At 46.8% G+C, this 25,583-nt stretch carries 24 protein-coding genes and 1 tRNA gene; 8 read left to right on the top strand and 17 right to left on the bottom strand.

All coding sequences use genetic code 11. The features are described 5' to 3' along the window. Nucleotides 1-5: 5 nt before the first annotated feature. From rsmD to KUA48_RS05395, 3 genes are read right to left on the bottom strand one after another with little or no spacing between them, the layout of a single operon-like run. Nucleotides 6-575 (bottom strand): 16S rRNA (guanine(966)-N(2))-methyltransferase RsmD, encoded by a 570-nt coding sequence (gene rsmD / locus KUA48_RS05405; RefSeq protein WP_264915842.1) that lies wholly within the window; start codon nucleotides 573-575, stop codon nucleotides 6-8. Between the two features lie 55 nt (nucleotides 576-630). After that, nucleotides 631-1,440 (bottom strand): DUF3822 family protein, encoded by an 810-nt coding sequence (locus KUA48_RS05400; protein WP_218432402.1) that lies wholly within the window; start codon nucleotides 1,438-1,440, stop codon nucleotides 631-633. A gap of 5 nt (nucleotides 1,441-1,445) precedes the next feature. Beyond that, nucleotides 1,446-1,925: a hypothetical protein gene (locus KUA48_RS05395; RefSeq protein WP_117586237.1), complete on the bottom strand. Its 480-nt coding sequence runs from the start codon at nucleotides 1,923-1,925 to the stop codon at nucleotides 1,446-1,448. Between the two features lie 77 nt (nucleotides 1,926-2,002). On the opposite strand from KUA48_RS05395, the gene KUA48_RS05390 reads away from it, so the two are divergent. Next, nucleotides 2,003-3,535: an ATP-dependent RecD-like DNA helicase gene (locus KUA48_RS05390; protein WP_217755444.1), complete on the top strand. Its 1,533-nt coding sequence runs from the start codon at nucleotides 2,003-2,005 to the stop codon at nucleotides 3,533-3,535. A 102-nt stretch (nucleotides 3,536-3,637) separates the two neighbouring features. Here KUA48_RS05390 and KUA48_RS05385 read toward each other — a convergent pair. From KUA48_RS05385 to potA, 5 genes are all read right to left on the bottom strand, one after another. Continuing rightward, nucleotides 3,638-3,719: transfer RNA gene (locus KUA48_RS05385), tRNA-Tyr, on the bottom strand. A gap of 157 nt (nucleotides 3,720-3,876) precedes the next feature. After that, complete coding sequence (locus KUA48_RS05380) at nucleotides 3,877-5,184, bottom strand: ABC transporter substrate-binding protein (protein ID WP_215652458.1); 1,308 nt, start codon at nucleotides 5,182-5,184, stop codon at nucleotides 3,877-3,879. Nucleotides 5,185-5,264: 80 nt separating this feature from the next. Further along, nucleotides 5,265-6,059: an ABC transporter permease gene (locus tag KUA48_RS05375; protein WP_118154242.1), complete on the bottom strand. Its 795-nt coding sequence runs from the start codon at nucleotides 6,057-6,059 to the stop codon at nucleotides 5,265-5,267. Nucleotides 6,060-6,082: 23 nt separating this feature from the next. Then, a complete protein-coding gene (locus KUA48_RS05370; RefSeq protein ID WP_153073323.1) occupies nucleotides 6,083-6,868 on the bottom strand; it encodes an ABC transporter permease in 786 nt (261 codons plus the stop codon). A 31-nt stretch (nucleotides 6,869-6,899) separates the two neighbouring features. Then, a complete protein-coding gene (gene potA, locus KUA48_RS05365; protein WP_118154221.1) occupies nucleotides 6,900-8,303 on the bottom strand; it encodes a polyamine ABC transporter ATP-binding protein in 1,404 nt (467 codons plus the stop codon). 137 nt (nucleotides 8,304-8,440) lie between these two features. Here potA and KUA48_RS05360 point away from each other — a divergent pair, with 137 nt between their 5' ends. From KUA48_RS05360 to KUA48_RS05345, 4 genes are all read left to right on the top strand, one after another. Then, entirely contained in the window at nucleotides 8,441-9,106 is a 666-nt protein-coding gene (locus KUA48_RS05360; RefSeq protein WP_118255449.1) for a SprT-like domain-containing protein, read from the top strand. A gap of 53 nt (nucleotides 9,107-9,159) precedes the next feature. Then, entirely contained in the window at nucleotides 9,160-10,104 is a 945-nt protein-coding gene (locus KUA48_RS05355) for a hypothetical protein (RefSeq protein ID WP_218432395.1), read from the top strand. 37 nt (nucleotides 10,105-10,141) lie between these two features. Continuing rightward, a complete protein-coding gene (locus KUA48_RS05350; RefSeq protein ID WP_218432393.1) occupies nucleotides 10,142-11,635 on the top strand; it encodes an MBOAT family protein in 1,494 nt (497 codons plus the stop codon). A 121-nt stretch (nucleotides 11,636-11,756) separates the two neighbouring features. Continuing rightward, nucleotides 11,757-12,755 carry a thioredoxin-like domain-containing protein gene (locus tag KUA48_RS05345; protein WP_153086972.1) on the top strand — a complete coding sequence of 333 codons (999 nt, stop codon included), beginning with the start codon at nucleotides 11,757-11,759 and terminating at the stop codon, nucleotides 12,753-12,755. Nucleotides 12,756-12,820: 65 nt separating this feature from the next. Here the strand turns inward: KUA48_RS05345 and KUA48_RS05340 are convergent, their stop codons facing one another. Together KUA48_RS05340 and KUA48_RS05335 are read right to left on the bottom strand one after the other, a co-directional pair. After that, complete coding sequence (locus KUA48_RS05340) at nucleotides 12,821-14,959, bottom strand: M3 family metallopeptidase (protein ID WP_153095123.1); 2,139 nt, start codon at nucleotides 14,957-14,959, stop codon at nucleotides 12,821-12,823. A 65-nt stretch (nucleotides 14,960-15,024) separates the two neighbouring features. Then, nucleotides 15,025-16,164, bottom strand: a complete 1,140-nt coding sequence (locus KUA48_RS05335; protein ID WP_218432391.1) for an MFS transporter — start codon at nucleotides 16,162-16,164, stop codon at nucleotides 15,025-15,027. A gap of 281 nt (nucleotides 16,165-16,445) precedes the next feature. On the opposite strand from KUA48_RS05335, the gene KUA48_RS05330 reads away from it, so the two are divergent. The 3 genes from KUA48_RS05330 (at nucleotide 16,446) to KUA48_RS05320 (ending at nucleotide 19,523) form a co-directional block, all read left to right on the top strand. Further along, entirely contained in the window at nucleotides 16,446-16,859 is a 414-nt protein-coding gene (locus KUA48_RS05330; protein ID WP_218432389.1) for a hypothetical protein, read from the top strand. A 166-nt stretch (nucleotides 16,860-17,025) separates the two neighbouring features. Then, nucleotides 17,026-19,149 (top strand): TonB-dependent siderophore receptor, encoded by a 2,124-nt coding sequence (locus tag KUA48_RS05325; RefSeq protein WP_218432387.1) that lies wholly within the window; start codon nucleotides 17,026-17,028, stop codon nucleotides 19,147-19,149. A 44-nt stretch (nucleotides 19,150-19,193) separates the two neighbouring features. Beyond that, nucleotides 19,194-19,523 carry a heavy-metal-associated domain-containing protein gene (locus tag KUA48_RS05320; RefSeq protein ID WP_153086435.1) on the top strand — a complete coding sequence of 110 codons (330 nt, stop codon included), beginning with the start codon at nucleotides 19,194-19,196 and terminating at the stop codon, nucleotides 19,521-19,523. Nucleotides 19,524-19,586: 63 nt separating this feature from the next. On the opposite strand, the gene KUA48_RS05315 is transcribed toward KUA48_RS05320, so the two are convergent. The 7 genes from KUA48_RS05315 to KUA48_RS05285 all read right to left on the bottom strand — a co-directional run bounded on the left by KUA48_RS05315 (nucleotide 19,587) and on the right by KUA48_RS05285 (nucleotide 25,580). Then, complete coding sequence (locus tag KUA48_RS05315; protein WP_153080097.1) at nucleotides 19,587-19,988, bottom strand: N-acetylmuramoyl-L-alanine amidase; 402 nt, start codon at nucleotides 19,986-19,988, stop codon at nucleotides 19,587-19,589. Between the two features lie 41 nt (nucleotides 19,989-20,029). Beyond that, complete coding sequence (locus KUA48_RS05310; protein ID WP_215652442.1) at nucleotides 20,030-20,455, bottom strand: DUF5675 family protein; 426 nt, start codon at nucleotides 20,453-20,455, stop codon at nucleotides 20,030-20,032. 132 nt (nucleotides 20,456-20,587) lie between these two features. Next, complete coding sequence (locus KUA48_RS05305; RefSeq protein ID WP_218432385.1) at nucleotides 20,588-23,089, bottom strand: DUF3987 domain-containing protein; 2,502 nt, start codon at nucleotides 23,087-23,089, stop codon at nucleotides 20,588-20,590. 12 nt (nucleotides 23,090-23,101) lie between these two features. Further along, nucleotides 23,102-23,500 (bottom strand): hypothetical protein, encoded by a 399-nt coding sequence (locus tag KUA48_RS05300; protein ID WP_218432384.1) that lies wholly within the window; start codon nucleotides 23,498-23,500, stop codon nucleotides 23,102-23,104. A gap of 150 nt (nucleotides 23,501-23,650) precedes the next feature. Beyond that, on the bottom strand, nucleotides 23,651-23,932 hold the full coding sequence (locus KUA48_RS05295; protein ID WP_153079902.1) for a DUF3127 domain-containing protein: 282 nt from the start codon (nucleotides 23,930-23,932) through the stop codon (nucleotides 23,651-23,653). Nucleotides 23,933-24,075: 143 nt separating this feature from the next. Next, entirely contained in the window at nucleotides 24,076-24,366 is a 291-nt protein-coding gene (locus KUA48_RS05290) for a hypothetical protein (RefSeq protein WP_153083287.1), read from the bottom strand. A 299-nt stretch (nucleotides 24,367-24,665) separates the two neighbouring features. Further along, the gene (locus KUA48_RS05285) at nucleotides 24,666-25,580 is read right to left on the bottom strand and encodes a hypothetical protein (RefSeq protein ID WP_218433358.1); all 915 of its coding nucleotides are present in this window, start codon (nucleotides 25,578-25,580) and stop codon (nucleotides 24,666-24,668) included. Nucleotides 25,581-25,583 lie beyond the last annotated feature (3 nt).

The following is a 25,583-nucleotide window of genomic DNA, read 5'->3' as shown; positions in this document are numbered from 1 at the left end:
TTTTTCTATCTGAATATTGAGAAGTTTACGCTTCCGTAACTTCTGTGTTCCAGGAATCGTGGATGCTCGGAGAAATCATAGTCTTTGCCATGCTCAAAGACGAAGATGCCTCCTTCGTTGAGATAGTCGCCATTCAGAACGAGGTCTGGAATCTGCGGCAACTCCTTCAGAGCGTATGGAGGATCGGCAAAGATAAAGTCAAACTTCTGCTTGCAGGTCTTCAGAAAACGGAATACATCACCACGAATCAGAATATCCTTGTCTTCGCCTAACTTCTGAAAACATTGGCGTATGAAGTTGGCATGATCGCGGTCGGCCTCTACGCTGACTACCCGGCTGCAGCCTCGTGATACCAGTTCGAGCGAAATGCTGCCCGTACCGGCAAAAAGGTCGAGGGCAGAGGTATCTTCGAAATCAATATATCCCTGCAGAACATTAAAGATGTTCTCCTTTGCAAAATCTGTTGTCGGACGCGCCTTAAACGAACGTGGAATGTCGAAATGGCGTCCCTTATATTGTCCTGTTATGATTCTCATATTTACTTTGAACTTTGAATGTTGAACATTGAACTTTATGATAAGCTATTCTGTTGAATTCTTAACAATCAACTTTTAACAATCAACTCTTGTCTTACTTACTTAGGTACAGTGCCATCAAATCGAATGGCAGACCTTTAATCTCTGTGATGGGCGCACGGTTGAATTCGGCGGCAGGGTTCAGAATGAAGGTCTTCTTGATGTAGAGTTTCGTGTTGTAGAGGAACCAGTCCTTGTCCGGAACATTGCCTGATACATGCAACTCATCCTGCATCTGGTTGAATCCTAACTGCTTCCATACATAGAGAATGAAATAGAGGTCATCCTTGGCATGCTCGGCATTGAACGAGTTGAAGAATTTGAAACGGTTCTTCTCGAAACCGAAAACGTCCAGCTTCTTGTCGTGGAAATAAACATAGAGCTTGCGGTGAATGCCGGTGAAACTGCGATGATGCAGATAGTGCCACATCGGTTGCATGATAGGTGTGAAGCGAACATCCTTAAAGTTGTCTTCTACCACCATCTTCAAATCCTTGTTGATAGGGAATACCGCTACCGCATTCAGTTCCGGCTGCACTCTGTAGAGAATGGCATCGCTGTTATGGCTGTTGAAGGCATGCTGATAGAGCACATCGATATCCTCTTCATGAAATTCTTCGATAGGAACCAGCAGGATAGGCGAATCGAGATATACGCGTACCTTCTGGTATCCCCGCTGCAGGAGAGTACTCTCCTTGAAAGCCTGACGCAAGTTGGCTGCCATCGAAACACCACTCTTTACAGTATAAGGTTCATAGATGAGCTGATGCTCAGCTTCACGGTCAACTACCGAAAAACTGAGGGTGTTTCTGCTCACGCGGATGGTGAGTCGTGCTTGCTGAATGTTGTTACCTTTTATTTGCATATCTGTTACCAATTACCTGCGTTGTTATTATCTGTCGTTAAATCGCCTATCTTGAGTCCGGGATAGTTGCCGGCATAGTTGGCCTCCTCTATCTTCTGCTGGATGGAACCTTCATCAAGTCCGTCGAGGAAGGTTTCATAACCGGCCCCACATTCCATCACCGGAATCTGCTTACCGCTTTTTCCTACGATAACCGTGGCAGCAAGTGTAAACTTCTTACCGTCGGCATAGGGAATGTATTGAGCATCTTCCTGTAAGTACTTGCCTTTTACCAGTGTCGGAAAATCTCCTGTATATACGCCGTGTTTCGCCTTGTATTTCTCTTCAGCCTGACGTATCTGCATCAGTTTCTCCTTCACCTCTGCTTCTCTGCTAGCCATGGCCTTCTGGAAGCGGATGGGCTGGCTCACACTCAGAATACAGAGTAGCATCATGATGATGACGCATGCTCCCAAAATATAATTATTCTTTATTCTTTTTCTCATTTCAAAAAGTATTATTACTTTTGCATAGCAAATAGGTGCAGTAAATTTTCTGCAAAGATACTAAAAGTTTTCGAAATATGAACATTGAAGAGTTAAAATATCAGATATTACAGCAATTTGGCTTTCCGCCAACCTCAGAACAGGCTCAGGCGCTCGATGTTTTCGTGCAGTTTATGACGGATAGTAATCCTCATGCTGTGATGATTCTCCGGGGTAGTGCGGGTACCGGTAAGACGTCGCTCTCGGGTGCTATCGTCCGTACGCTCCGTGCTGTTCGCCAGAAGGTGATGCTCCTTGCTCCTACGGGTAGGGCGGCTAAGGTTTTCTCTCTGAACAGCGGGATGCCTGCCTATACCATTCATCGCCGCATCTATCGCGAAAAGGCGTTTGCCGGAGTGGATGGACAGTTCAATCTCAATGATAATCTCTATACTGATACGCTTTTTATGGTGGATGAGGCTTCGATGATTGCCAATCTGGGATTGGGCGGAACCACCTTTGGCAGCGGTTGTCTGCTAGATGATCTGATTCATTTTGTGTATCAGGGACGTAACGACCGCCTCTTGCTGATTGGCGATAAGGCACAGTTGCCTCCTGTTGGTGAGGAAGAATCACCAGCCCTTTCTGCTGCGATGCTCCAGGGATATGGACTGTCGGTTTATGAGTGCGATTTGAACGAGGTAGTCCGCCAGAGTCAGCAGTCGGGTATTCTCTTTAATGCTACCCGCATCCGTCAGATGATTACCCACGATGACATTACCCAACTGCCTAAAATCCGTTTCTCCGGTTTCTCGGATATCAGGGAGATGCCGGGTGCAGAACTCATCGAGGCTCTTGGCGACAGTTATCATCATGTAGGACTGGACGATACCATTGTTGTGACTCGTAGCAACAAGCGCGCCAACATCTTCAACCAGGGCATCCGCAACATGGTGCTTGATAGGGAAGAGGAACTGGAGAGTGGCGACATGCTGATGATTGTGAAGAACAATTATTATTGGATGGAGGAAGAAAGAAAGAAGATAAAGGAAAGGCAATTAAGTGAAGAACGAAAAGTGAAGAGTGAAAAATTTAATACTTTAGCTAATCATACAGTTCAAAGTAACGAAGTTTCAAGTCATGAGATTCCTGCTTTTCTGGCTAATGGAGATAGGGCGAAGGTGATGAAGGTGAGTCGTCGCATCGAACTCTATGGTTTTCATTTTGCCACCCTTCTGTTGAAATTTCCCGATTATGATAATTATGAACTGGAGGCTACGGTATTGCTGGATACCTTGACGAGTGAGGCTTCTGCTTTGACCCATGATCAGCAAGAGCAGCTTTTCCGTAAGATAGAGGAAGATTATCAGGATATACCACTGAAGGCAGACCGTATGAAGGCAATCCGGCAAGACCCATATTTCAATGCTCTGCAAGTGAAGTTTGCCTATGCTGTTACCTGTCATAAAGCGCAGGGTGGACAGTGGTCGCATGTCTATGTAGACCAGGGCTATATGACGGATGAAATGCTTACTCCCGATTATATCCACTGGCTCTATACTGCATTTACACGAGCCACAGAGATGCTCTATCTCGTGAACTGGCCAAAGACGCAGGTAGAAGGAGAGTAATATTACTCTTCTTCTTTTGTTCAGGATTTATATGAAAAGAAAAAGTCCGGCTCTCTCTCGAAAGTCGGACTCTTAAATTTTTGAGTTATTTTTTGGGAAAAGTGGGTAGTGATGGATTCGAACCACCGAAGGCATAGCCAGCAGATTTACAGTCTGCCCCATTTGGCCACTCTGGTAACTACCCAAAAGCTTTATATCTCAAAAGCGAGTGCAAAGGTAATGCTTTTATTTGATATTACCAAATTTTTTCGGCACTTTTTTCTCTTTTCCTTCAAAAAATGTTCATTTTCCCCTATAAAATAGGTTTTCCCCTCTCTTCCCCCTTTTACTTTTTTACCTTTTTACCCTTTTACCTTTACCACATGTCTTCTGCGGTGTTTTCTTGACAGCCTTCTGTGCTTGTAATGCTCATATTTCTTGATGGCAACGAATACCGTGAGGGCAAGGACTACGGCCAGCAGGAAGATAACGATGCCGCCGCCCAGATTGTCTCCCTTCACCTTCGACCACATATCCAATACCTCGGGAGTATGATCGCCGGCATCATGAATCATGGCGCATCGGGCTACTATGCTGCTGTCTGGATACATGATAGGGTTGAGATGGGCATTCCTGCCTTCCTCGCCAAAGAAGTAGGCCAGATTTACAGGTTGGGGATAAGCCTCAGTATCGCTCATAGCTTCTAATACTTTCTTGCCTGCCACGCTGCTCACATATCCTGTAGTCTCCATATTAGCGAGTGCCACGTCTTCCTGACAGAGATAGTTGATGAAATAGGCGGCAGCCTTCGGATTGCGGGAATATTTAGGGATTACCCAACCGTCGAACCATACATTGCTTCCTTCTTTCGGTACCTCATATCCCAGTTCTACACCCACTTTCCCGGCTTCTTCAATAGCCCAGACGGCATCACCGCTCCAGGTCATGTTGAGATAGGCTTTGCCTTTGGTCATGGTCTCCTTGCCGAAGTCGGCTTCCCATCCTTCAATGTTTGGCTTCAGAGCTTTCAGCTCTTTCTCTACTGTGGCTACGGCAGCGGGTGAATAGTCGTTCATCAGCTGTGGTATGGTCACCTTGCCTGCTTCCAGGTCTTTGCGGTGTGCCCAGATGAGGGCGGTGCCATAGGAGTCGCGGTAGGAATCCTTCATCAGGAGTTTGCCCTGATATTTTCTGTTCCATAAAGTTCCCCAGGTTTGTGCATCATTTATAGGTACGTGCACCTTATTATATAGGATGCCACAGGTTCCCCACATGTAAGGCACGGCATAATGGTGGGCGATGCGGCCATTGTTGGAGGTGGCATCTATCTGCTCAACAATGTATGGTGATACGTTGCTGATATAGTTGGGCGTCTTGCCGAAGGCGGTGTCGATAGGCAGGAGAAGGTCTTTGCGGAGCATGCGCTCGATGATATATTCTGACGGGCATACCACGTCGTAGTCTTCATGACCTCGCTCTATCTTGGTAAGCATCACCTCATTGATGTCGAAGGTCTGGTAGATAACTCGGATCTTCTTGCCGGTCTGCTGTTCATACCATTTCGGGAAGTTGGCAAGAACGTCTTCATCTATATAATCAGCCCAGTTGTAAACCTTCAGAATCTCCTCGCGGTTCTCTTTGTTGTAACAGGAAGAGAGCGGCAGAATCATCAGCAGGCAAAGAAAGAGAAAGACGATTGTCTTAACTCCTTTTACTCCACTGACTCCTAATAATATCTTGTTCTTCATTCTCATTTCTTCTTATTTTTCTCAGAACGTTTGTTGATGATAATCAGCATCACCAGTACCAGTACGAAGATGATGGTACTCAGCGGACGAAGTTCTGGAGTTAGTCCTCCCTTTCTTGCATCGGCATAGATGAATGTGGAGAGGGTTTCCAGACCTTCGTTACCTATCGTGAAGATGGTGACGGCGAAGTCATCGATACTCATCGTGATGGCAAGCATGAAACCGGAAATCATACCCGGCAATATCTCTGGGATGATGACCTTGCGAAGTGCCTGCATCGGAGAGGCGCCCAGATCGAGTGCCGCCTCATAGAGGTTCGGATTCATCTGCTTCAGTCTTGGCATCACACTCAGGATAACGTATGGCAGACAGAAGGTGATATGCGAGAGTACTACGGTAGTATACCCCTGCGGAATGCCCAGCGTGATGAAGAGCAGGAAGAGCGAGATACCGATGATGATGTCGCCGTTTAGTATCGGAATATTGTTGACAAACTGTATGGCATTACGTGCATAGCGGTTGCGCAGGTTGTAGATGCTGATGGCTGTCAGGGTTCCGAAGAGCGTGGATACGGTTGCGGTAATCAGGGCGATGGTTACGGTATTGACCAGTGCCGCTGTGAGCGAATGGTGTGTACCTTCGGCAAAGAGATTCTTGTAGAGCTGTAGCGAGAAACCCGTCCAGTTGCCCATCACCTTCGCTTCTGTAAACGAGAAGATAATGATGATGAAGATAGGGGAGTAGAGTAGCAGCAGGAGCAACCAGAGATAGCCCTGACAGAATACTTTCTTCATCATATCCTTACTGAATAATGACTGCATCATCTGATACCTCCTTCCTGTTTACTGCCATCACCTGCGATGAGGGTGGAGGCGCCGATGAGGAAAAGCATGATGAGCGAGAGGGCTGCACCGTAGTTCCACATCGAATTGTTGATGTTCTCCTGGATGGTGGTACCGAAGAGCTTGATGTTGTTCATCGTCAGCAGTTCGGAGATAGCGAAGGTAGAGATGGTTGGCATGAATACCATCAGGATGCCACTTGCTACGCCCGGCATGGAGAGGGGCAGGATGACCTTGAAGAACTGCTGCCAAGGCGATGCTCCCAGGTCTTCGGCTGCTTCGATATAGCTGCGGTCCATCTTCTGCAGGGTGTTGTAGATGGGGTAAATCATGAATGGGATGAAGTTGTAGACCATACCGAACAGGAGGGCGCCCTCACCCAGCGGAAGGTCGGCAAAATCGAAGAGGGCCACGGTGGCAAGTGTGCGCACCAGGATGTTTACCCACATCGGCAGAATGAAGAGCATGACGATGGTGTTGGCATACTTCATTCTGGTTTGTGTCAGAATATAGGCGGCCGGATAGCCCAGCAGAATGCAGAGCAGGGTGTTGAGAATGGCGATGCCTATCGAATACACAAAGGTGTTGATGGCTTCGGGGTGTGCCAGGAACTTCTGGAAGTTGTAGAGCGTCAGGGCTCCGTTCTCATCGGTAAATGCGAACACTACGATGAGAAGCAATGGCAGTACCACAAATATCGCTGCAAAGATGGCGTAAGGTATCGACCAGCTTTGTCGCGAAGAGATAAACTTGATAATGTTCAATTTATAATTGATAATTAGGAATTAATAATTTTTATTCAAACGAAATATTCTCCTGAGGAATGGTGATAGCCACATGATCGCCTAAATCCCATACATCCTGTGTATCTACATAGAGCTTCTCGCCCCAGTCGGTATCTATGGTGAGATGATAGTGGTCGCCCTTGTAGAGAATGAAGCTGATGTTGCCTGTAAAGGTGCCTTCGCTCTCGTTGTCGAAGAGTTCTATCTTGTTGAAAGGCACGTTCACCCGGATGGTTTCGTTTCCGTTTTCATCGGTCTGAATCTTGTCCTTTATTTCTTCCGGAATCTCCATCTGGTATTCGCATCCCAGGAATTCTATTGTTCCGTCGCCGTTTACCTTTGCATCGAAGGTATTGGTGATGCGCTCCTTCTTCATGATGTGAATATTGTCGGGTATCACGCTCATTCCTATCGTCTGGCCTACTTCGAAATGCTTGTAGTTCTGGATGAGAAATTCATTGCCCTTCTCGGTTTCTGCCAGCATCTCGTAGTGTACTCCCTTGAAGATAGAAGAGGTTATCTTGCCCACAAACTGGGCGTGGGTGGTATCGGTGGAAACTTCTATATCCTCAGGACGTATCACGACATCCACTTCCTGGTTGCAGCCGAAGCCCTTGTCTACACAAGGCAGTTCAGTACCTGCCACATTCACCAGACAGTCGTGGACCATCGTTCCGCAGAGAATATTGCTCTCGCCGATAAAGTCGGCTACGAAAGCATTGGCTGGTTCGTTGTAGATATCGGTAGGTGTACCTATCTGCTGTATCTCTCCCTCGCTCATCACCACGATGGTATTGCTCAGGGTGAGGGCTTCTTCCTGGTCGTGAGTTACGTATACGAAGGTAATGCCCAGGCGTTCGTGCATCTGCTTCAATTCCAGCTGCATGTCTTTACGCATCTTGAGGTCGAGTGCTGCAAGCGGTTCATCCAGGAGAAGAACTTCAGGTTCGTTGACAATGGCACGGGCGATGGCGATACGCTGCTGCTGACCGCCCGAAAGCGAGTTGACATCACGATATTCATAATCACTCATGTTTACCATCTTCAGGGCACGTTTTACCTTCGGCAAAATCTCTTCCTTCGGTGTGTGCTTGAGCTTCAAACCGAAGGCGATATTGTCGTAAACGTTGAGATGAGGGAACAGAGCGTATTTCTGGAATACCGTGTTCACATTTCGCTTGTAAGGAGGAAGGTTAGTAATATCGTTGCCGGCGATGGTGATGATGCCTTCGCTGGCGGTTTCAAACCCTGCCAAAAGTCTCAATAATGTCGTTTTTCCGCATCCCGAAGGACCCAGAATGGTCATAAATTCGCCCTTTCTCACATAGAGATTGATGTTGTTGAGGGCTGTTTTCTCGCCAAATCTTTTCGACACATTCTTAATATCTATGATATGCTGTGCTGTCTTGTTCATTTTTGTTGTAAATTTGCGTGCAAAGTTACTCATTTTTCGATAAATATTGAAAGAAACAAAGAAAAAGTTGTATCTTTGCAAACGTTTTGTAGTATCTGATATACAGAACTGAATAATTATTGAATAAATATACATACATGATTGTTACAATAGAATGGATGGAGGAGTGGTTCAGGCGTTTCGACCAGGAATATTTCGGGGGAAAACTGCCTGTTCCTGAACTCGGACTTACTCATGCCAAGACTCGGTTGGGGCAACTTGCCTATAAGCGGGCCTCCAGATGGGGACGCACCAAGCTCTACGATTTCAAGCTCTCCATGTCTACTTATTATGATATGACCGACAAACAGGCAAAGAGTGTCTTGCTCCACGAGATGATACATTACATCATCGGTTATACGGGACTGAAAGATACCTCGGCTCACGGGATTGTGTTCAAGGGACTGATGGATAAGCTCAACAGCCAGTATGGCTGGGATATCAGAGTATCGACATCCACTAAGGGCTGGAAAGTAAGTGAAACTGTAAAAAGCAGGAAAGAGAAGAAGGGACCGCAAATTTATCTGATGCTTGCCATCGAGATGAATGATGGAAGACATTATCTCTCGAGAGTGAATCCGAGTTTTGCCCGTCGCATCGAAAATCAACTGAAGACGGTCAGGGAAGTGGTTTCTCATCAGTGGTATACTACGATGGAGAACTATTTCGAAGACTATCCGCAGGTGCGCAGCTTGAGAGGAAGGCGCATCTCGAAGGCCGATTTCGGAAAGTTGCTCAATGTGCTCACTCCCTTTCAGCTGTAATGTCGGGCGAATGTATAAGAAAAAGAATAACTAAAACTCATTAAAGATACAAAATGAAAGAAACCTGGAAAATGATAGCCCTGCTGGCAGTAGCCATTGGAGGACTGCTGGCTTATGCCTTTATTCCAGAGCAAGTGGCTGAAAACATTCCGCTGAAACAGATTGGAATGGATGCGCTCACCGGTAAAAGCGAGGCAGAACTTGCTGAAGAGGAAAAGGCTGACAGCATGATAAAGGAACCCGTGGATACGGCGGCGCAGCGAGTACTGATCTTCGGCGACTCGATGTCGGAATATCTAGGTCTGCGACTGGCTGATTATGCCAACAAGAACGGTCATAAGCTCACCTGTATTACCTGGGTGAGTTCGGACACCAGAAACTGGGCTACTACCGATACCCTGCAGCATTATATCCAACGTATCAAACCTACCTATGTCTTTGTATGTCTGGGCAGTAACGAACTATATACGTCTGATATGAAGGGATGTGAAAAACGCATCCGTGCCATCCTGAGCAAGATTGGTAATATTCCGACGATATGGATCGGTCCGCCAAACTGGTGTGAGGATAATGGATATAACAAACTCCTCCGTGAGGTGATGGGACCACGAGGCTATTATCCTAGTTACAAACTTACCTTCGAACGCCAGAAAGACGGCCGGCATCCGACTATGGCTTCATCTGCCATGTGGATGGATAAGATTGTAGAGTGGATGAATAGCGGGCATTGTGTGCATCCGTTCCGATTGGAAATGCCGGATAAGCGTGACCGCAGATACAGACAGATTACCATCTTGCCTCCTGGAACAAAACACAGGGCTGACAGTACGGCTGTGAAGAAGGATTCTCTTTCTATGCCTGTTGAGGAAACTGTGCCTGAAACCCCAGAAAGTTCTGCTGCAACCAAGGAACCTGCAACTGCAGGAAAAACGTCTCCGGCTGCTGCTGACAAGACGGTTCCAGCGGTAAAGCATGTAACCCATAAAGACTCCATATAAGAAAGAGTTCAATAAATAATATCTTCAGAACAGACAAATGAATTATTCAACATTCGAAATAAGTGCCTTGTGGCATTGGATAGGGCGGCTGTTTGTTTATCAGGCAGATTCTCCGCTGATGATGGGCAGCATTCCGTTTGCGCTGCTCTTCATCTTCTTCCTTGCCATTTATACCCTGCTCAAGAGCTATTCGCGCACAGCCATGATGATGTATGTCATCTGCTTCAGCCTTTTTTTTGCCTATAAGGTGAACGGAATGGTGATGTGGATGCTGCCGCTTACGGCTTGCATCAATTATGCCGTAACCCAGGAAATGAGACTGCATGAAGGGAAGGCGCGCAAGGCGCTGCTCACCTTCGTGGTGCTTGTAGACCTGACTCTGCTGTGCTATTTCAAATATACCAATTTCATCATTGGCGATGTAGTCAACGAGATGTTCAGCACCAACTTCTCCCTGCAGTCTATCGCTCTGCCTGTAGGTATCTCGTTCTATACCTTCCAGGCTATCAGCTATGCGGTAGATACCTATAAGCGTAAGTTCGACATGGAGGTAACGCTCCTGGAATATTGCTTCTATCTCACCTTCTTTCCGCTGCTGATGGCGGGTCCTATCACCCGTGCCGCCAATCTGATACCCAGACTGAAACGAAACGAACAGGCTTCCAGTAGAATGCTGTGGACGGGACTCTTTCTCATCATGCTGGGACTGGTCAAAAAGAATATGCTGAGCGATTATATCGCACAGTTCAACAACTGGGTGTTTGATGCGCCGCAAACCTTCTCGGGTTTCGAGAATCTGGCAGCACTCTTCGGATACCCTGTCCAGATCTTCCTCGATTTCTCGGGATACAGCGATATGAGTATCGGTGTGGCAGCCATCCTGGGTTTCTATCTACCCGACAACTTCTATTTCCCTTACTGCTCACTCTCGGTTACCGAGTTTTGGCATCGCTGGCACATCTCACTTTCCTTCTGGTTCCGCGATTATGTGTATATTCCGCTGGGTGGAAACCGGAAGGGAAAGGTGCGCATGTATTTCAACAACTTCCTCACCATGCTGGTGGCAGGCTTATGGCATGGCTCTTCCTGGATGTTCGTTATCTGGGGTGCTCTTCATGGTTTCGGACTTGTGGTGCATAAGTTCTTCAGCCGTCAGTTGGGCATAAGCTTTCCTCGTACGCTGGCTGGCAATTCCCTCAGCTGGCTCATCACCTATTTATATATATGCTTTGCTTGGTCGTTCTTCCGTGCTAAGGATTTGGGGGTGTTGGGGAAGATGTGGGATAAGGTGGCAAATGATTTCAGTATCGATTATCTGGTGCCTTTCTTCCATGCCCGTCCTGCCTGGACGCTTTGCATCATAGGTGTCATGCTGAGCTATCTCTTTACCGAGCGCCAGTATCACCGTCTTCAGGCGCGGTTCATACTTCTGCCTTGGGTGACCAAACTGCTGCTCTTCATCATCTGTCTGCAGATGGTAGTTGAGGCTTCTCAGGAGAGTGTACAGCCGTTCATTTATTATCAGTTCTAGTCTTTTATGGTTAATTTTCTGTAATAAAATCTTGCTTTATGGACTTGATACTGGAAAATGATGTAATTTTGTAGGTTGAAGTATATATATTTTGAAGTAACAGACAAAACAGAAAAATTGTATGAAGAAACTATTATTCTTTTTGCTCCTGACGACGGCTGTCGTCGGTAGAGCACAGACTTCGCTTGACTTGCTGCCTGTAGGCACCGAGGCTCCCGATTTCACGATTACTGACAGTAAGACGGGTAAGAAAATCTTCCAGCTCTCAGATAAGAAGACTCAGAAGGATAAAGACGGAAAGACGGTTCCGGGTGTCTGGACCGTGCTCGATTTCTGGGCTTCCTGGTGTCCTGACTGCAGAAGAGACATGCCGATGGTGAAGGCTATCTATGACAAATACAATACCAAGATCCAGGTAGTGGGTGTTTCTTTTGATACCGATGAGGCGAAGATGAAGAAATATCTGGGCGATAATCAGTATACCTGGTTGCAATACTGTGAGTTTAAGAAATGGAAGGAAACAAAGATTTCCAAGGATTATCACATCTCATGGATTCCTACCTCTTATCTTATCAATCCGGAAGGTAAGATTGCATTCTCTACCGTGAAGGCGGAGGAGATGATGAAGAAACTGGATTCGCTCGACCAGGCTGGAGCATTGAAACCTGCTCAGGTGCAGACTGCTCTCAAGAAGGTGTATAATGAAAGCATCGATCCGATGGCTCAGATTGATGAGGCTTTGGCTAAAGCTAGAAAGAATGGCAAGTTTGTTATCTGTCAGGTAGGTGGTAACTGGTGTCCATGGTGCTTGAAGTTTGCCTATTTTGTGGAGAAAAATGTTGCGGTCAACAAGATGGTGAATGATCATTTCGAATATATTCATGTGAACTACAATCGCAGAAAAACTGCCGGTGATGCGGCGGTGAAGAAGGCTGAGCAGCTGATGAAGCGACTGAACAATCCTCAGCGTTTCGGATTCCCGGTCTTTGTGGTGCTCGATGAAACCGGAAAGGTTCTCCATATCCAGGATTCCAGTTTTCTGGAAGAAGGTAAGGGATATAACGAAGAAAAGGTGCTCAGATTCCTGAAGAGCTGGACACCTCAGGCAGTAAAAGGATAAAGAAAGAGGGTGTGTCATTAACTTATGGCACACCCTCTACCTGTTTCATATCGTAATTTTATGCATTACAAACCTCTTGCTTTCAGAAATCCGGAAGCATCTGGCTTCTCCATACCAGTAAAGTCGGTAAACATTTCCATCTGGTCCTTGGTGTTGCCACGGCTCAGAATCTTATCGCGGAATGCCTGACCAACGGCTGGATCTAAGGCACCATGCTTTGCAAAGTAGTCGGCGATGTTCACAGCCAGCACCTCTGTCCAGAGATAGCTGTAATAGCCTGCAGCATAACCGCCGCCCCATACGTGGTTGAAGTATGATGTGCTGTAGCGAGGAGGAATCTGGGTGTTGAGCAAACCGATGTTGTGGAGCTCTTCCTTCTCGAAGGCACCTGCCATATAAGGTGAAGGCACCTCTTCTTCGCTAATCTTGTGCCAGGCAAGGTCAAGACAGGTCGCAGCCAGATTCTCGCCCAGTGAATAAGCGGTCTGGAAGCTGATGCTCTTCAGCATGCGCTCTTTCAGATCGGCTGGCATCGCAGCACCGGTCTCGGTATGACGGGCGTAATGGTCGAATATTTCCGGAATAGAAGCAAACGATTCGTTAAACTGGGATGGCATCTCTACGAAATCGCGGGCAACGGCTGTTCCTGAAAGGGTATTGTACTTGCAGTCGGAAAGGATTCCGTGAAGTGCATGACCGAACTCATGGAACAGGGTAGTAACCTCATCCCATGTGATGAGAGATGGCTGACCCTCCGGTGCCTTGGCGTTGTTGCATACATTATATATGATAGGCAACTGGCCGCGCTGCTTGCTCTGCTTGGCAAAGGCGCTCATCCATGCACCGCCACGCTTGGTAGGACGGCGGAAGTAATCGCTGTAGAAGAGGGCGATTGGCTTGCCGTTCTTATCGCTTACCTCGAATACCTTCATGTCTGGGTGATAGGTTGGAATATCCTTGCGCTGCTTGAAGTTCAATCCGTATACACGATGGGCGGCATAGAACACACCGTTCACCTGTACGCTGTCGATGTTGAAGTATGGCTTGATCTCATCATCGGTAATGTTGAGCATCTCCTTCTTCATCTTTGCAGAATAATAGAAGCGGTCGTATGGCTGCAGCTTGAAGTTCTTGCCTTCAGTCTTCTGTGCATACGCTTCTATCGCCTTGGTTTCAGCATCAGCCTTAGGAGCATATTCCTTGATGAGCTGCTTCAGGAAATCATCCACATTCTTGCTGTTCTTAGCCATCGTCTTTTCGAGCGAATAGTCGGCATAGTTGTCATATCCCATCAGCTTGCCCTTCTCGGCACGCAACTTGGCAATCTCGGTTACGATAGGGAAGGTGTTGAAATCAGGATTGGTTCCGTCGGCACGGTGGATGCTTGCCATATACACCTTCTTGCGCAGTTCGCGGTTCTGGAGATTGGTGAGGATAGGCTGCTGGGTGGTGTTGATGATGACGATGCAGTAAGGCGCCTTGCCTCCGCGGCTCTCAGCATCTTTCTTGCATTGTGCAATGTCTGCATCGCTCAATCCGGCGAGCTCTTCCTTGCTGTTCACCCAAACCACGGCGTTGTTGGTAGCGGCAGGAAGAAGGTTGCCCCATTCCTGCTGCAATTCAGAGATGCGGGAGTTGATCTGCTTCATGCGCTCCATCTTCTCGGCAGAAAGAAGGGCACCTGAACGTACAAAACTCTTATAGATAACCTCAGTAAGGCGCTTGTCTTCGCCCTTGAGCTTCTTATATTCATTATCGTAAACATACTTGATGCGCTCGAAGAGTTTCTTGTTGAACGAAATCTCATTGTCGAGTTCGGTCAGCAATGGGGTTGCCTTCTTTTCGGTTTCGGCGATGCCCGGAGTTTTGTGGGCGCTGGTGAGACCGAAGAAGATGTTAGTCACCTTTTCGAGCAGCGCACCGCTCTCCTCATAGGCGAGGATGGTGTTCTGGAAGTTAGGCTTCTTCTTGTTGTTTACAATCTTCTGGATGTTGGCACGCTGCTCCCTGATAGCCGCTTCGATGGCTGGCAGGTAGTCGCTCTCCTGAATCTTGCTGAAGTCAGGAGCACCGAATGGAAGACTGCTCTTTGTTAAAAGAGGATTCTGACGGTTACCGCCCGCAGTCTGTGCGAACGATGAGGCTGGCATCTGCAAGAGTGTTGCGGCCAAGCCCAGGGTAAGGAAAGTCTTGTTAATTTTCATCATGTTTCTTTGTTTATTTGAAATTCGTTTGCAAAGATAATCATTTATTTCGGATTATCGCATTTTTATTCATATTTCTTATGGAAAATCAGCAGACAGATGGCTCCTGCCAATGCCATCGGCACACCGATAAGGGCAGGGAAGTTGTATCCTAATCCCATCGCAACAGGAATACCACCGAGGAAAGCTCCCATGGCGTTACCCAGATTGAAGGCGCCCTGAATGCAGCAGCCGCCCAGCATTTCGCCACCCTTGGCATGCTTCACGATGAGGAATTGTTCAGGCGAACCGATGCCGAAAAGACAGGCGCAGCAGATGAACATCAGTACCACAGATACCCAGCCGAAAGGTGCGAGGAAGAAGGTGAGCAGAAGTGCCGCTGCCGCCAGAAACTGGAGATAACAGGTAAAGCGGCCCGGTTTGAAGCGGTCGGCAAGCAAGGCACTCACCTGATTGCCTACTACCATTCCGCCGCCTGCAAGAATCATCAGCAGAGAGATGCTGGTTGCGCTGAATCCGCTCTCCATCTGAAGCAGCGGCGAGATATAACTGAACCAGCAGAGAATGCCGCCATTGCCCAGGAAGGTGGCGGCGATGATGAGCCACGGAGCCTTGTTGCGGAGGAAATGGAACTGTGCCTTCATACCGTTGTTTGGCAGTGCTTCTACATCCGGAACCCATCTGTGAATCATGTATAAGGTGATGAGTCCGAGCACGATACAGCTGACAAAAGGTACTCGCCAGCTGAACATGTGACTCAGGAAGGTTCCCACCGGCACACCCAGCAGGTTGGCCACCGGCATACCTGCACACATCATCGCCACGGCATTGGTTCCCTTACCCTCTTTGGCAATCTTCACCGCCACGATGGTACCCGTTCCGAAGTAGGCGCCATGAGGCAGACCTTCTATAAAGCGGGCGCAGAGCAAGAGCCAGTAGTTAGGTGCTACTGAGGCGATGACAGCTCCGAAGGTGATGAGCGAAGCCAGGAACATCAGGATATTCTTGGGTCTGTATTTATGCATGAGAATCAACGAGAAAGCTCCGGCGCAGACGCCGAGTGCATAGATGGAGATGAGATGTCCTGCTTCCGGGATGGAAACGTTCATGTTGTTGGCGATGTCTGTGATGATGCCCTCGATGATGAATTCAGCGATGCCTAAGGTAAAGGTACCCAGCGCGAGTGCAAATAGTCCTTTTTTCATTTGTTCTTATGAGTCAATATTATCCTTAAAAAATAGTTTCTCTCTTATTTTATGTCTTTGTAAGACAATAGTTTCAGAAATTCGTGTGCAAAGTTACTCATATTCTCTTTATCCTGCAAGTTTTCTCGCAGGAATATAGTAAAGATTAACAGAAAGTGTGGGGTCATTCATGCTCATTCAAGAGCTGTTAAAGGTTATTAAATTATAGGGGTATTAAGTTTTTGTTTTGATGAAAATGCTTAATTTTGCAACTTGAGAAAAGAAAGGTGCAAAAAATAGGTATGAAACGTTCGCTCAACATATTGATGGCTTTGATGCTCTCGCTCATGGTGGTTTACTTGAGCGTGGGTACTACCGTCATGCACTGCCTTCACTATGACAAGGTGATGGTGGGTATGGTGACTGACTGTTGCGTGAAACGTAGCATGCACTATGACTGTTGCCAAGGTAAGCTGGGCACACAGGTGAACAAGCATTGCATGAAAGTGGAGCTGGTAAAACTGTCGCCTACGGTCTCTATCCAACACTTGGATTTCGATGCAGCACCAATGTTTGCAGGCATCGCGCCAGCCCTTTGGCAGACGTTGCCTCGTCCTGTTATCTGTAGCATTCAAAAGGCAAGATATTGGAATCAGAATGTTCCGCATTCGCCTCCAAGGGCTTATCTTGCCCTCCTTAACCTCCTGATTATTTGATTTTTCCATATTTGCAAATAGGTTGCAAAAGTTTTTTGGTACTTTTGCAGCCAAGATTGTCGTATGCCTATCCCTATCAGTAAAATCTTAGGGTTGCATACATATATAAAAATGGTAAAATCATCCGAAGCGAAGATTTAAGATTCGGATAAAAGGAAATATATTTATGTATTCAAGATATATATTGCTCAGTACCTTGCTGGTTATTGGTGCTGAGACTTATGCAAAAAATAATAAGACAGAGGTTGAGTCTCTGTCATCATCATATAATAATTCAGTAGAAAACAACTCTGTAGATTCCTCCTCTCAGGATTCCATTTTCAAGGACGAGACCTTGCATGAGGTGAAGGTGGTGGCTCGCAAGTCGGGCACTTCCCGATTGGCTGGTGCCGTGAATGGCATCGCCGTGAACAAGGATGAACTCTTCAAGGCGGCTTGTTGCAACCTGGGCGAGAGTTTTACGACCAATCCATCGGTGGATGTGGCTTATAATGATGCCACGACGGGCGCAAGACAAATCAAACTCCTTGGTCTTTCGGGCACTTACGTACAGATGCTCACCGAGAATCTGCCGAATTTCCGTGGTGCAGCCATCCCATACGCCCTGGGCTATGTGCCGGGACCTTGGATGAAAGGCATTCAGGTATCCAAGGGTAGTGCTTCGGTGAAGAATGGCTATGAGTCGATTACAGGTCAAATCAATGTGGATTACTTGAAGCCAGAGGATGAGCAACAGGTGGAGGTAAACCTCTTTGGTGATACCAAGAGCCGAATCGAGGCAAATGCCGATGCCAACGTTCATCTATCGGATAAGTGGGCAACGGAGATATTGTTGCATCATGAGAATATCCTCAAAAACCATGATGACAATGGCGATGGCTTCTATGATATGCCAGGCAGAGAACAATATAATGTACAGAACCGTTGGCTGTATAAAGGCAAGCACTACATCTTTCATGGTGGACTTGGGGCTTTGAAGGAGATTCGTACCAGCGGGCAGGATGAGGAACATGTTCATAGTGATGATATTTATCGAATCAAGCTCCATACCAACCGCTATGAGGGTTATATGAAACATGCCTTCATCCTCAATCACGAGCATGGCACCAATATTGCCTTCATGTCCTCAGCTTCGATGCACCAGCTCGATGCCCAGTATGGCAACAGGTTCTACGACCTCAATGAGAAGAATCTCTATGGCTCACTGATTTTTGAGACCAATTTTACTCATCAGCACAATTTGTCGGTAGGTTTGAGCGTCAACCATGATTACCTGGGGCAGCGCGCCAATGTGAATGTTTCTCCAAGACCGGCAGTAGGGCAAGAAGACTCTCCTTATCTTTTGTCGGAGATGCAGAGAATGAACGAGAAGGAGACGACTCCTGGAGCATACGCCCAATACACCTATACGTTAGGCACGAAGTTGACAGCGATGGCAGGTGTCCGTTTCGACCATAGCTCTATCTATGGCAATTTCTTCACCCCTCGGTTCCACGTGAAGTATTCGCCTGTCGATGCCATCAGCATCCGCTTGTCAGCAGGTAAGGGCTATCGCACGGTATTTGGCTTGGCAGAGTACAACTATCTCTTGGCGAGCGGCAGGGAGTTTCAGATTACGGGTGATAGACTTAAGCAAGAGGAGGCTTGGAACTATGGTATGAGTACCGCTTTCTACATCCCGATGTTTGGCAAGACACTGAAACTGAACGCCGAGTATTATTATACCGACTTCAAGAATCAAGCGGTGGTGGATTATGATGCCAACAAGGGGCTTATCTCCATCTACAATTTGATGGGTAAGTCTTATTCCCACACCTTCCAGATAGATGCCTCTTATCCATTGCTGAAGGGCTTGGAGATAACAGCGGCTTATCGTCTGAACGATGTGAAGTGTACTTACGATTATGGCAAAACCTTGAAAGAAAAGCCATTGACCAGCAAGTATAAGGCGCTCTTCACAGCTTCCTATAAGACTCCACTTGGCCTTTGGCAATTTGATGCCACCGTGCAGTTGAATGGTGGAGGCAGAAATCCTGAGCCTTACCAGTTGGCAGATGGAAGCCAGTCATGGTCTCCTCGTTTCCATAGCTTCGAGCAAGTGAGTGCGCAGGTTACGAGATGGTTCCGCCATTGGAGTATCTATGTGGGAGGCGAAAACCTTACTGGTTTCAAGCAGAAAACTCCTATCTATGGTGCCAGCAACCCATGGGGAAGCGATTTCGAGCCAACCTTGGTTTGGGGACCTGTAGAGGGCAGGATGTTCTACGCAGGAGTGAGAGTACACTTTTAATTGAAAATGTTTAAAGTTGAATGATTAAAGCAAATAGAAAAGTTATGAAGAAGATTTTAGTAATGTTCATAATGATGATGGTGGCAATGGTAACCTTTGCCAAGGACATCAAGACCGTAGTGTTCACCACAACCCCACAGATGCACTGTGCGGCTTGTGAGAATAAAATCAAGAGCAACCTTCGCTTTGAGAAGGGTATCAAGAGCATTGAGACTTCTGTGCCAGACCAGACAGTCACAGTACAGTATAATGCCGACAAGACAACCCCAGAGAAACTCCAGAAAGGTTTTGAGAAGTTTGGCTATAAGGCTCGCATCCTGAAAGATGGTGAGAAGGTTGAGAAGAACACTGGGGAGAAGTGTGACTTGATGTAATGCTCTACGTATGGCGCATCAGGTAATAAGTATAAATAGGGAACGCAGCGCGTTCCCTATCTGTTAGCCCCACTCCTTCTTCACATTAAAGCAGGGGCAGGCTTTGTTGGCAAATTCATTATGACCATGAATCGTGGCTAATGGATATTCCTCCTTCAGCTGCTCGATGAGGGAGCGCATTGCCACTTTCTGGTCTCGGGTTCTTGTATCCTTCGGCTTACCTTTCTTTGATAAGCCGCCGATGTAGCAGACGCCTATGCTGATGGAATTATGACCCTTGCAATGGGCGCCAACCTCCTCTATCGCACGGCCTACATGAATGCTGCCGTCACGATAAATCACGAAATGATAACCTATGCAGCGCATTCCGCGCTCGCGGTGCCAGCGGTCAATATCCGCTACGGTGAAGTTGCGACCTTCCTTGGTCGCACTGCAATGAATGATGATTTCCTTTATCTTACGCATGATATTACTATTTTAAATGAATGAATGTTAGGGTGGAAATCCTAAAATGCTATCGAGATATCATCACTACCCCAATCTATGATACGTAACTTGATACACTCCATCTTTTTAGAAGCCTTCCTTAATCGTTCACAAAGTCGGTCGAAGTATTCCTGAGAATGAATCACCAGCCCAGAGGCTACAGCCTTACCCAGAATGATGCATCCATATTTCAGCGTCATCGGACCATTTCCGGGCTTGAGACAAGGAGAATTGATGCCCACTTCCCAAACAGCCTGTCCCTTCCTCAGGATAACAGGCATTTTCCTACTCTTATTAGCTATAGAAACAAAAGCTATCTCATAGTCTCCTGCAGGCAAATAACGCTCAGGATGTTCTATGGTATTACAAACTTTCGTACCCTTTATTACTAATGTGCCATCTACTCCCCATCGGGTAAAGCGACGGCGATAAATGATTATTTCCATAAATATCTAATAATAAAATTGATTTATTGATAGGGCCATTAAGGATTTCGTTACTGAAAATCCTTAATGACCGAAAATGACCGTGACCGTTAATGACCGGATGTATTAATAGTCACTTATTTTGAACCTCTATTATACAGTAGGTTGAACCTTCTGGTAACGCATATCGGGCAGCACACCTATCAAGCCCTGTCGCTTCCAGTTTTTCAACATCTGTCTAACAACCTCTCGAGTAACGTTTGCTCCTTTTACCGCAATACTTTGCTGCAATGCCTGCTCGAAGGAGAAAGTAACGTCAAGCCGCTCGAAGATGGAATCATTTTTGCCGCGTCGGGAACGATCATAAGTTGTCTGACCGCAATAACTCTTGGATGAGAATGCATCCTCTATGCGACTGCGGAAGAAGTAGAGTGCATTGTCCAACTGATAATCTGCCAGGATATTGAAGGCTTCGAGCATGGTTGGTGTCTGCGTCTTTACGATCATTTCCTTCCATAACAGCGGATTCTGTTTCAGCTGCTTCTCGGCACCCTGGAAACCATGTTTCTGAATCAGCGTCTCAGCCACCTTACAGAGCATGATGCAGGTCATCATTCTCATGGTCGTAGGACAGATACGGAAACGCTGGCGGGCTTTCACCTTGTCGTCATTTTTCATGGTCTCCAATCGTATCTGTTCCAGCCACTCCCTGCCCTTATTCTCCAACTTAGGCAGAACCACCTCGCCCTCCATCAGGGGCAAGAGATGAGCTATCTGCCGTATGTGCTCACGTTGAGTTTCGGTCAGCACAAAGAGATTGTCTGTTAGCGGAGTGAACGTGTTGTCCGGCGTTCGCGCCACGACAATACGGCTTTGGAAACCATCCGTATAATTGTTCACTACTCGATAGAGTGCATCTGGCGTTCCGCACATCACAACATTCCACAAAAGATGTTCGATATGAACATTCACCGCATCTGCACTTCTTGCCTCGCGCTCATAGCTCGTTCCGTCGTAAGCCTGTCTTAACATGACGGAAAAGTCGCTCATTGCCGATTTCCACTTCTGTGCTACGGTGTCAGCTTCCGGAGTGAACGAGAAGGCGTGCTTGCCTTCAGTATTAGCCAGTCGTTCTGCAAGGTTAGCCACCGTATTATTTAAAGTAAGACATCTTACAGGCAGTTTCGGCTCTTCCGGTTGCTCCTTCTTGTTCTTAGCCGCACGCTTCTTGGCTCTCCATTCATCCTCCTGCTGCTGATACATTTTGTCCATCTGTTTCACTTCCGAAGTCCATGCATCAACCACGGGGTCGATGCTTCCCTTGCCTGATGCAAAATCACCGGCGATGTAGGAGATAAGGTTCAGCGAGTTCATCTTGCCGTGAACGGAAACCTTCACGCCAGTAGCAAGCATTCCGATGGCAGGACAGATGGATGTAATCACTGGCATTGCCAGAGCCGGTCCAACAGCACTGATGGAATCACGCACGCCTAGTGGCATCTTGGGTAAAGCATCGTAATAGAACAGATCATCCTTGGCGTTAGCCTCGTCCAAGGCATTCACTAGTGCCTCGCTGTCTTCATCTGCATTCCCGTTTGAAGCCCCCTGTTTCAGTTTCTCCTGTCTCAGCGCAGCCAGCACATCCTTCAGGCGCTTAGGCATTTGCGTGATTTTCTCGTTCAATGCCGAGTTGATGCAAGCCATCTTTTCCTGTTCAGGAAACCCATCGTAGCAGGGAATGATCTGAGCCAGCAGATTGCGGTCAAAACCACAGATATGGCGCAGATTCACAGCCAGCTCAAAGGTCAGCGTATTGCGGTTGGAGCGCATCGGCTCCTGCCCATCATTATACAGTTGCCACCACTTCTTAATGATTTCCCCATAAGGAATCCCAAGATAATTGTCCTGAGCAGCAGAAGCAGCAGCAGTTGACGCAGAAGAGGATGACGCAGAAGAGGAAGAAATTCTCGAATTCTTAAATTCCTGACCCTTAAAAACCCCTTGAGAATCCTTCTTGAATTCTTCCTTCCAAGGCTCATAATGCTTGTTTGCCTTGTGCGCCCCTTCCGGCAGTTCCTCCTGTCCGTATCTTTCACGCTCTTCTAGAACCTTCCCTTCAGCTGCCACGGCAGCCTCATCATATTCATCCTTGAAAAGCCGTGGCGAAAGGAAGAGCAAATCTTCGTCATCCGATGTAGTAGTGAAATAAACCCGGTTAATGTCGTGAGCCGAAGTATCCATTTCGCACTTGAGTATCGTAGCAATCCTAACCTGATTCTCCAAGATAGTCTTGCCCTTTTCGCGCTCAAACACCGCATGTCCGCCTTGTCGTGCGCTACGTTCCAGCATCAGCAGTCCGTACTTGTCCGGTTCTTTCAGCAGCAGCTTGGCAGCCTTGGCGAAAGCCTCCGGCTCATCCATATCAAATCCGAAAGCACCGCTTGGCAGTTTCATTCCCTTCACCACGCCTTGCGGATAATGGCCGGAGTAGTTAAACTGTACCAGTCTTCTTTTCGCAGCATCGTTTCCGGCACGAGCCAGGCGAAGATTCGCCTTCTGCTCATTGCTTCCACGCAGCTGCTTATACTCCTCTTCCGAGGTGATGGAGCGGGCAACCTTGTGCCCATTCTCCACCTTAATTAAATAACAACTCATCTATCTTATTACTTATCGTTTTAATTGATAATCCACTAAAGCATCAGCCCCTTCTGCTGACTCAACAGTCAGCGTTTGGGCGATGTTGAGTCCTTCATGGCAGAACACCTTCAGCGTGAGCTGAATAGCCCCATCCTTGGTCTTGCTCAACCGACCATGCGCCAGTTTCTTTATCAGTTCCGACTGGCTTTTCGGCTTAGAAACTGCTACGAAATCAAATGTTCCGTCTTGCATTTGCTGAGCCACGCCATGACGGCGAAAAGCTTCTACAACCCCCTGATTTACAGAATCAGGACTGAAGAGGAAATACTGCTTATCATCATAGTAAGCTATTCCACCGAGCTGCACATGCTGGCAGCCGTTATTATTCACCTGCTGGTTATTCACCTGCTTTTTGTTTGCTTTTTTCATAATCTGAATTGAATTTTAGGAGAAGAAACATCCGGATTGTTGCGCGCTTTACCATGGAAAATCCTCCTCAGTTTCAACTCAGTTTTACTTTTTACCCTTTATGGTAACGTGGTTGCAAAGGGTTAAGGTTCTTTTTACCTTTTTACTTTTTTACCCTTTTACCTTTTCAATGTCTGTAACCAGAATATCCTGATAAACCTGACCATTGTGCTCATGGGTAGTAAAGCGGAGCGTAACAGCCACCAGCTCACCAGCCGCATACTTACATTGCGCCATATTGCCGAGCATTGCCGCAGCATACTGGTTCTCATACTTGCCGCCCATCTCCTGGAGAACGATGTTGCATTTCATCATCTGTCCGTTCTCACTTTTCTGACTCTGTACAGCGAACGCCTCACCCTGCTGCACCACTCTCATAAACATTCCGTTCATAATCTATAAACCGCAAGGTCTAACCTTCCTTTAAGGTTTTCTTTAATCCGCCCAACCTTGCTAAAGCTGGTGCAAAGATAGCAACACTTTCGATGCGGCGGAATAGTTGGTGAAAGAATGCCCCCTCATCTTTTCACCACTTTTTATTTCAGCTCCGCTTCAAGGATGTTTTTCATCACGATAAGCAGGCTGACGGCTCCGTCGCCCCCACAGGCCATTCGCCGTTCATATTCCTTATTAATAAGGTCGAAGAAGAGTTTCAGATAGAACCGCTCCGTAGCTTTCTTCATCTTCTTCCCGTCTCTGATATTCCTCAGCGTAGGATAGTTGATGCTGCTGTCGAGCCTTGCCAGTTTGCTGTGCGTATAGCCCAGCTTGATGACGGCTTCATAGGCAATGCCCAGAGCCGTAAGCTGATGTTTTTTTTCTGCCATGATTCCTGATCGGTTTGCGAGAGAAGCCGTGGATTCCCGATGGCCATCTTCAATCACTTTGTGAGGTTCCCCGCCTCCGCTCAGGTTAATACTAAAATAAAAAAACTCGGAAATGAGAAACTGATTCCCAAATCCGAGCGCAAAGATAAGAATATTAGTCTGTAGATAAAAATACGCATAAAAAAATAAGGAGGCTATTTCTTATCAGCTGCTTATCTGCTGGTAATCAGACAGAAAGAGGGCGCTGACAGAAGTATTCCATCAACGCCCTCATTATCTTTATCTGTAACAGCTGCTTTTTATCCGATTGCAGATAATATGAATTGCTTTATTTTAGCATGCATTTCTTTGGTTAAAGTAGTATTACTGGATCCAAAATCGGCATGGTTTCCAATATAGGCTCTCACGTTCACTCCTACAGCATCGCTGATAGTCTGAATGCTTCCTGCTAACACGAAACCATCACCATAAGGAGTAACATGCAATATGCCCAGAACATTTGCTACCAGTTTCAGATTAAATCCCCATTTATTGTTTCGAGGTTGTTCCTTTTTGAGCAAAAGGGAAATTTCTTGTTCAGCACAAATATTCCTCCAAATAGTATCGTAAACAGTCCAGTCTATGTTCAGAAAGCCTCTGATTCCCCGTGTGAGTTTCTCTATCTCTTCTACCCATCTCTCCACTTTTACCTTAGCTTCTTCGTCCATCAATTCCAAAGGAGATTTCACATTCAAATAGTCTGTTACGGGTAAAATAATCTTATTTCCCTCGTTATCGTAGCGACGATGCTTGAATGCCTTGATCAACTTCTCAGTGAAAGATCTTATTTTCGGATTCATCAGAAGATGAGCCAAGACCGAACACACTGCTCGATTCGGATTTTGCACAGCAGCATCATCCTCATTACTGGATTCTGCATCACACATTTGAGTGAAGAGTACAGTAAGAATGATGACAGCGGTTTTTTCTGACTGATGCCGATTCTTTAGTTCGCCATAGAGAAATTCTACCTCATTATCACGATGTTCCTTGATTGCAGACAGTTTCTGGCGAATCATTTCCGTTTCACTCCATACTTCTACGGCATTTAGACCGTTCAGTTGTTGCTCAAGCAAACAGAGAATCCATGTCCAGGTTCTAAACAAATCATCGCCCCTATAACGGGCACGTAAGGAGGTAAGCCTCTCCTCCGAAAAACGTTCAAACTTTTCCATCCC

Source organism: Segatella copri (assembly GCF_019249795.2).
In the GTDB taxonomy this organism is placed as follows: domain Bacteria; phylum Bacteroidota; class Bacteroidia; order Bacteroidales; family Bacteroidaceae; genus Prevotella; species Prevotella copri_B.
This window is presented reverse-complemented; position numbering and strand designations above follow the sequence as displayed.

Coding starts and splice junctions, on each gene's coding strand:
- KUA48_RS05400 (WP_218432402.1), bottom strand. CDS start 1,440: ATGCAAATAAAAGGTAACAACATTCAGCAAGCACGACTCACCATCCGC.
- KUA48_RS05395 (WP_117586237.1), bottom strand. CDS start 1,925: ATGAGAAAAAGAATAAAGAATAATTATATTTTGGGAGCATGCGTCATC.
- KUA48_RS05390 (WP_217755444.1), top strand. CDS start 2,003: ATGAACATTGAAGAGTTAAAATATCAGATATTACAGCAATTTGGCTTT.
- KUA48_RS05380 (WP_215652458.1), bottom strand. CDS start 5,184: ATGATTCTGCCGCTCTCTTCCTGTTACAACAAAGAGAACCGCGAGGAG.
- KUA48_RS05375 (WP_118154242.1), bottom strand. CDS start 6,059: ATGATGAAGAAAGTATTCTGTCAGGGCTATCTCTGGTTGCTCCTGCTG.
- potA (WP_118154221.1), bottom strand. CDS start 8,303: ATGAACAAGACAGCACAGCATATCATAGATATTAAGAATGTGTCGAAA.
- KUA48_RS05360 (WP_118255449.1), top strand. CDS start 8,441: ATGATTGTTACAATAGAATGGATGGAGGAGTGGTTCAGGCGTTTCGAC.
- KUA48_RS05355 (WP_218432395.1), top strand. CDS start 9,160: ATGAAAGAAACCTGGAAAATGATAGCCCTGCTGGCAGTAGCCATTGGA.
- KUA48_RS05350 (WP_218432393.1), top strand. CDS start 10,142: ATGAATTATTCAACATTCGAAATAAGTGCCTTGTGGCATTGGATAGGG.
- KUA48_RS05345 (WP_153086972.1), top strand. CDS start 11,757: ATGAAGAAACTATTATTCTTTTTGCTCCTGACGACGGCTGTCGTCGGT.
- KUA48_RS05340 (WP_153095123.1), bottom strand. CDS start 14,959: ATGAAAATTAACAAGACTTTCCTTACCCTGGGCTTGGCCGCAACACTC.
- KUA48_RS05335 (WP_218432391.1), bottom strand. CDS start 16,164: ATGAAAAAAGGACTATTTGCACTCGCGCTGGGTACCTTTACCTTAGGC.
- KUA48_RS05330 (WP_218432389.1), top strand. CDS start 16,446: ATGAAACGTTCGCTCAACATATTGATGGCTTTGATGCTCTCGCTCATG.
- KUA48_RS05325 (WP_218432387.1), top strand. CDS start 17,026: ATGTATTCAAGATATATATTGCTCAGTACCTTGCTGGTTATTGGTGCT.
- KUA48_RS05320 (WP_153086435.1), top strand. CDS start 19,194: ATGAAGAAGATTTTAGTAATGTTCATAATGATGATGGTGGCAATGGTA.
- KUA48_RS05315 (WP_153080097.1), bottom strand. CDS start 19,988: ATGCGTAAGATAAAGGAAATCATCATTCATTGCAGTGCGACCAAGGAA.
- KUA48_RS05310 (WP_215652442.1), bottom strand. CDS start 20,455: ATGGAAATAATCATTTATCGCCGTCGCTTTACCCGATGGGGAGTAGAT.
- KUA48_RS05305 (WP_218432385.1), bottom strand. CDS start 23,089: ATGAGTTGTTATTTAATTAAGGTGGAGAATGGGCACAAGGTTGCCCGC.
- KUA48_RS05300 (WP_218432384.1), bottom strand. CDS start 23,500: ATGAAAAAAGCAAACAAAAAGCAGGTGAATAACCAGCAGGTGAATAAT.
- KUA48_RS05295 (WP_153079902.1), bottom strand. CDS start 23,932: ATGAACGGAATGTTTATGAGAGTGGTGCAGCAGGGTGAGGCGTTCGCT.
- KUA48_RS05290 (WP_153083287.1), bottom strand. CDS start 24,366: ATGGCAGAAAAAAAACATCAGCTTACGGCTCTGGGCATTGCCTATGAA.
- KUA48_RS05285 (WP_218433358.1), bottom strand. CDS start 25,580: ATGGAAAAGTTTGAACGTTTTTCGGAGGAGAGGCTTACCTCCTTACGT.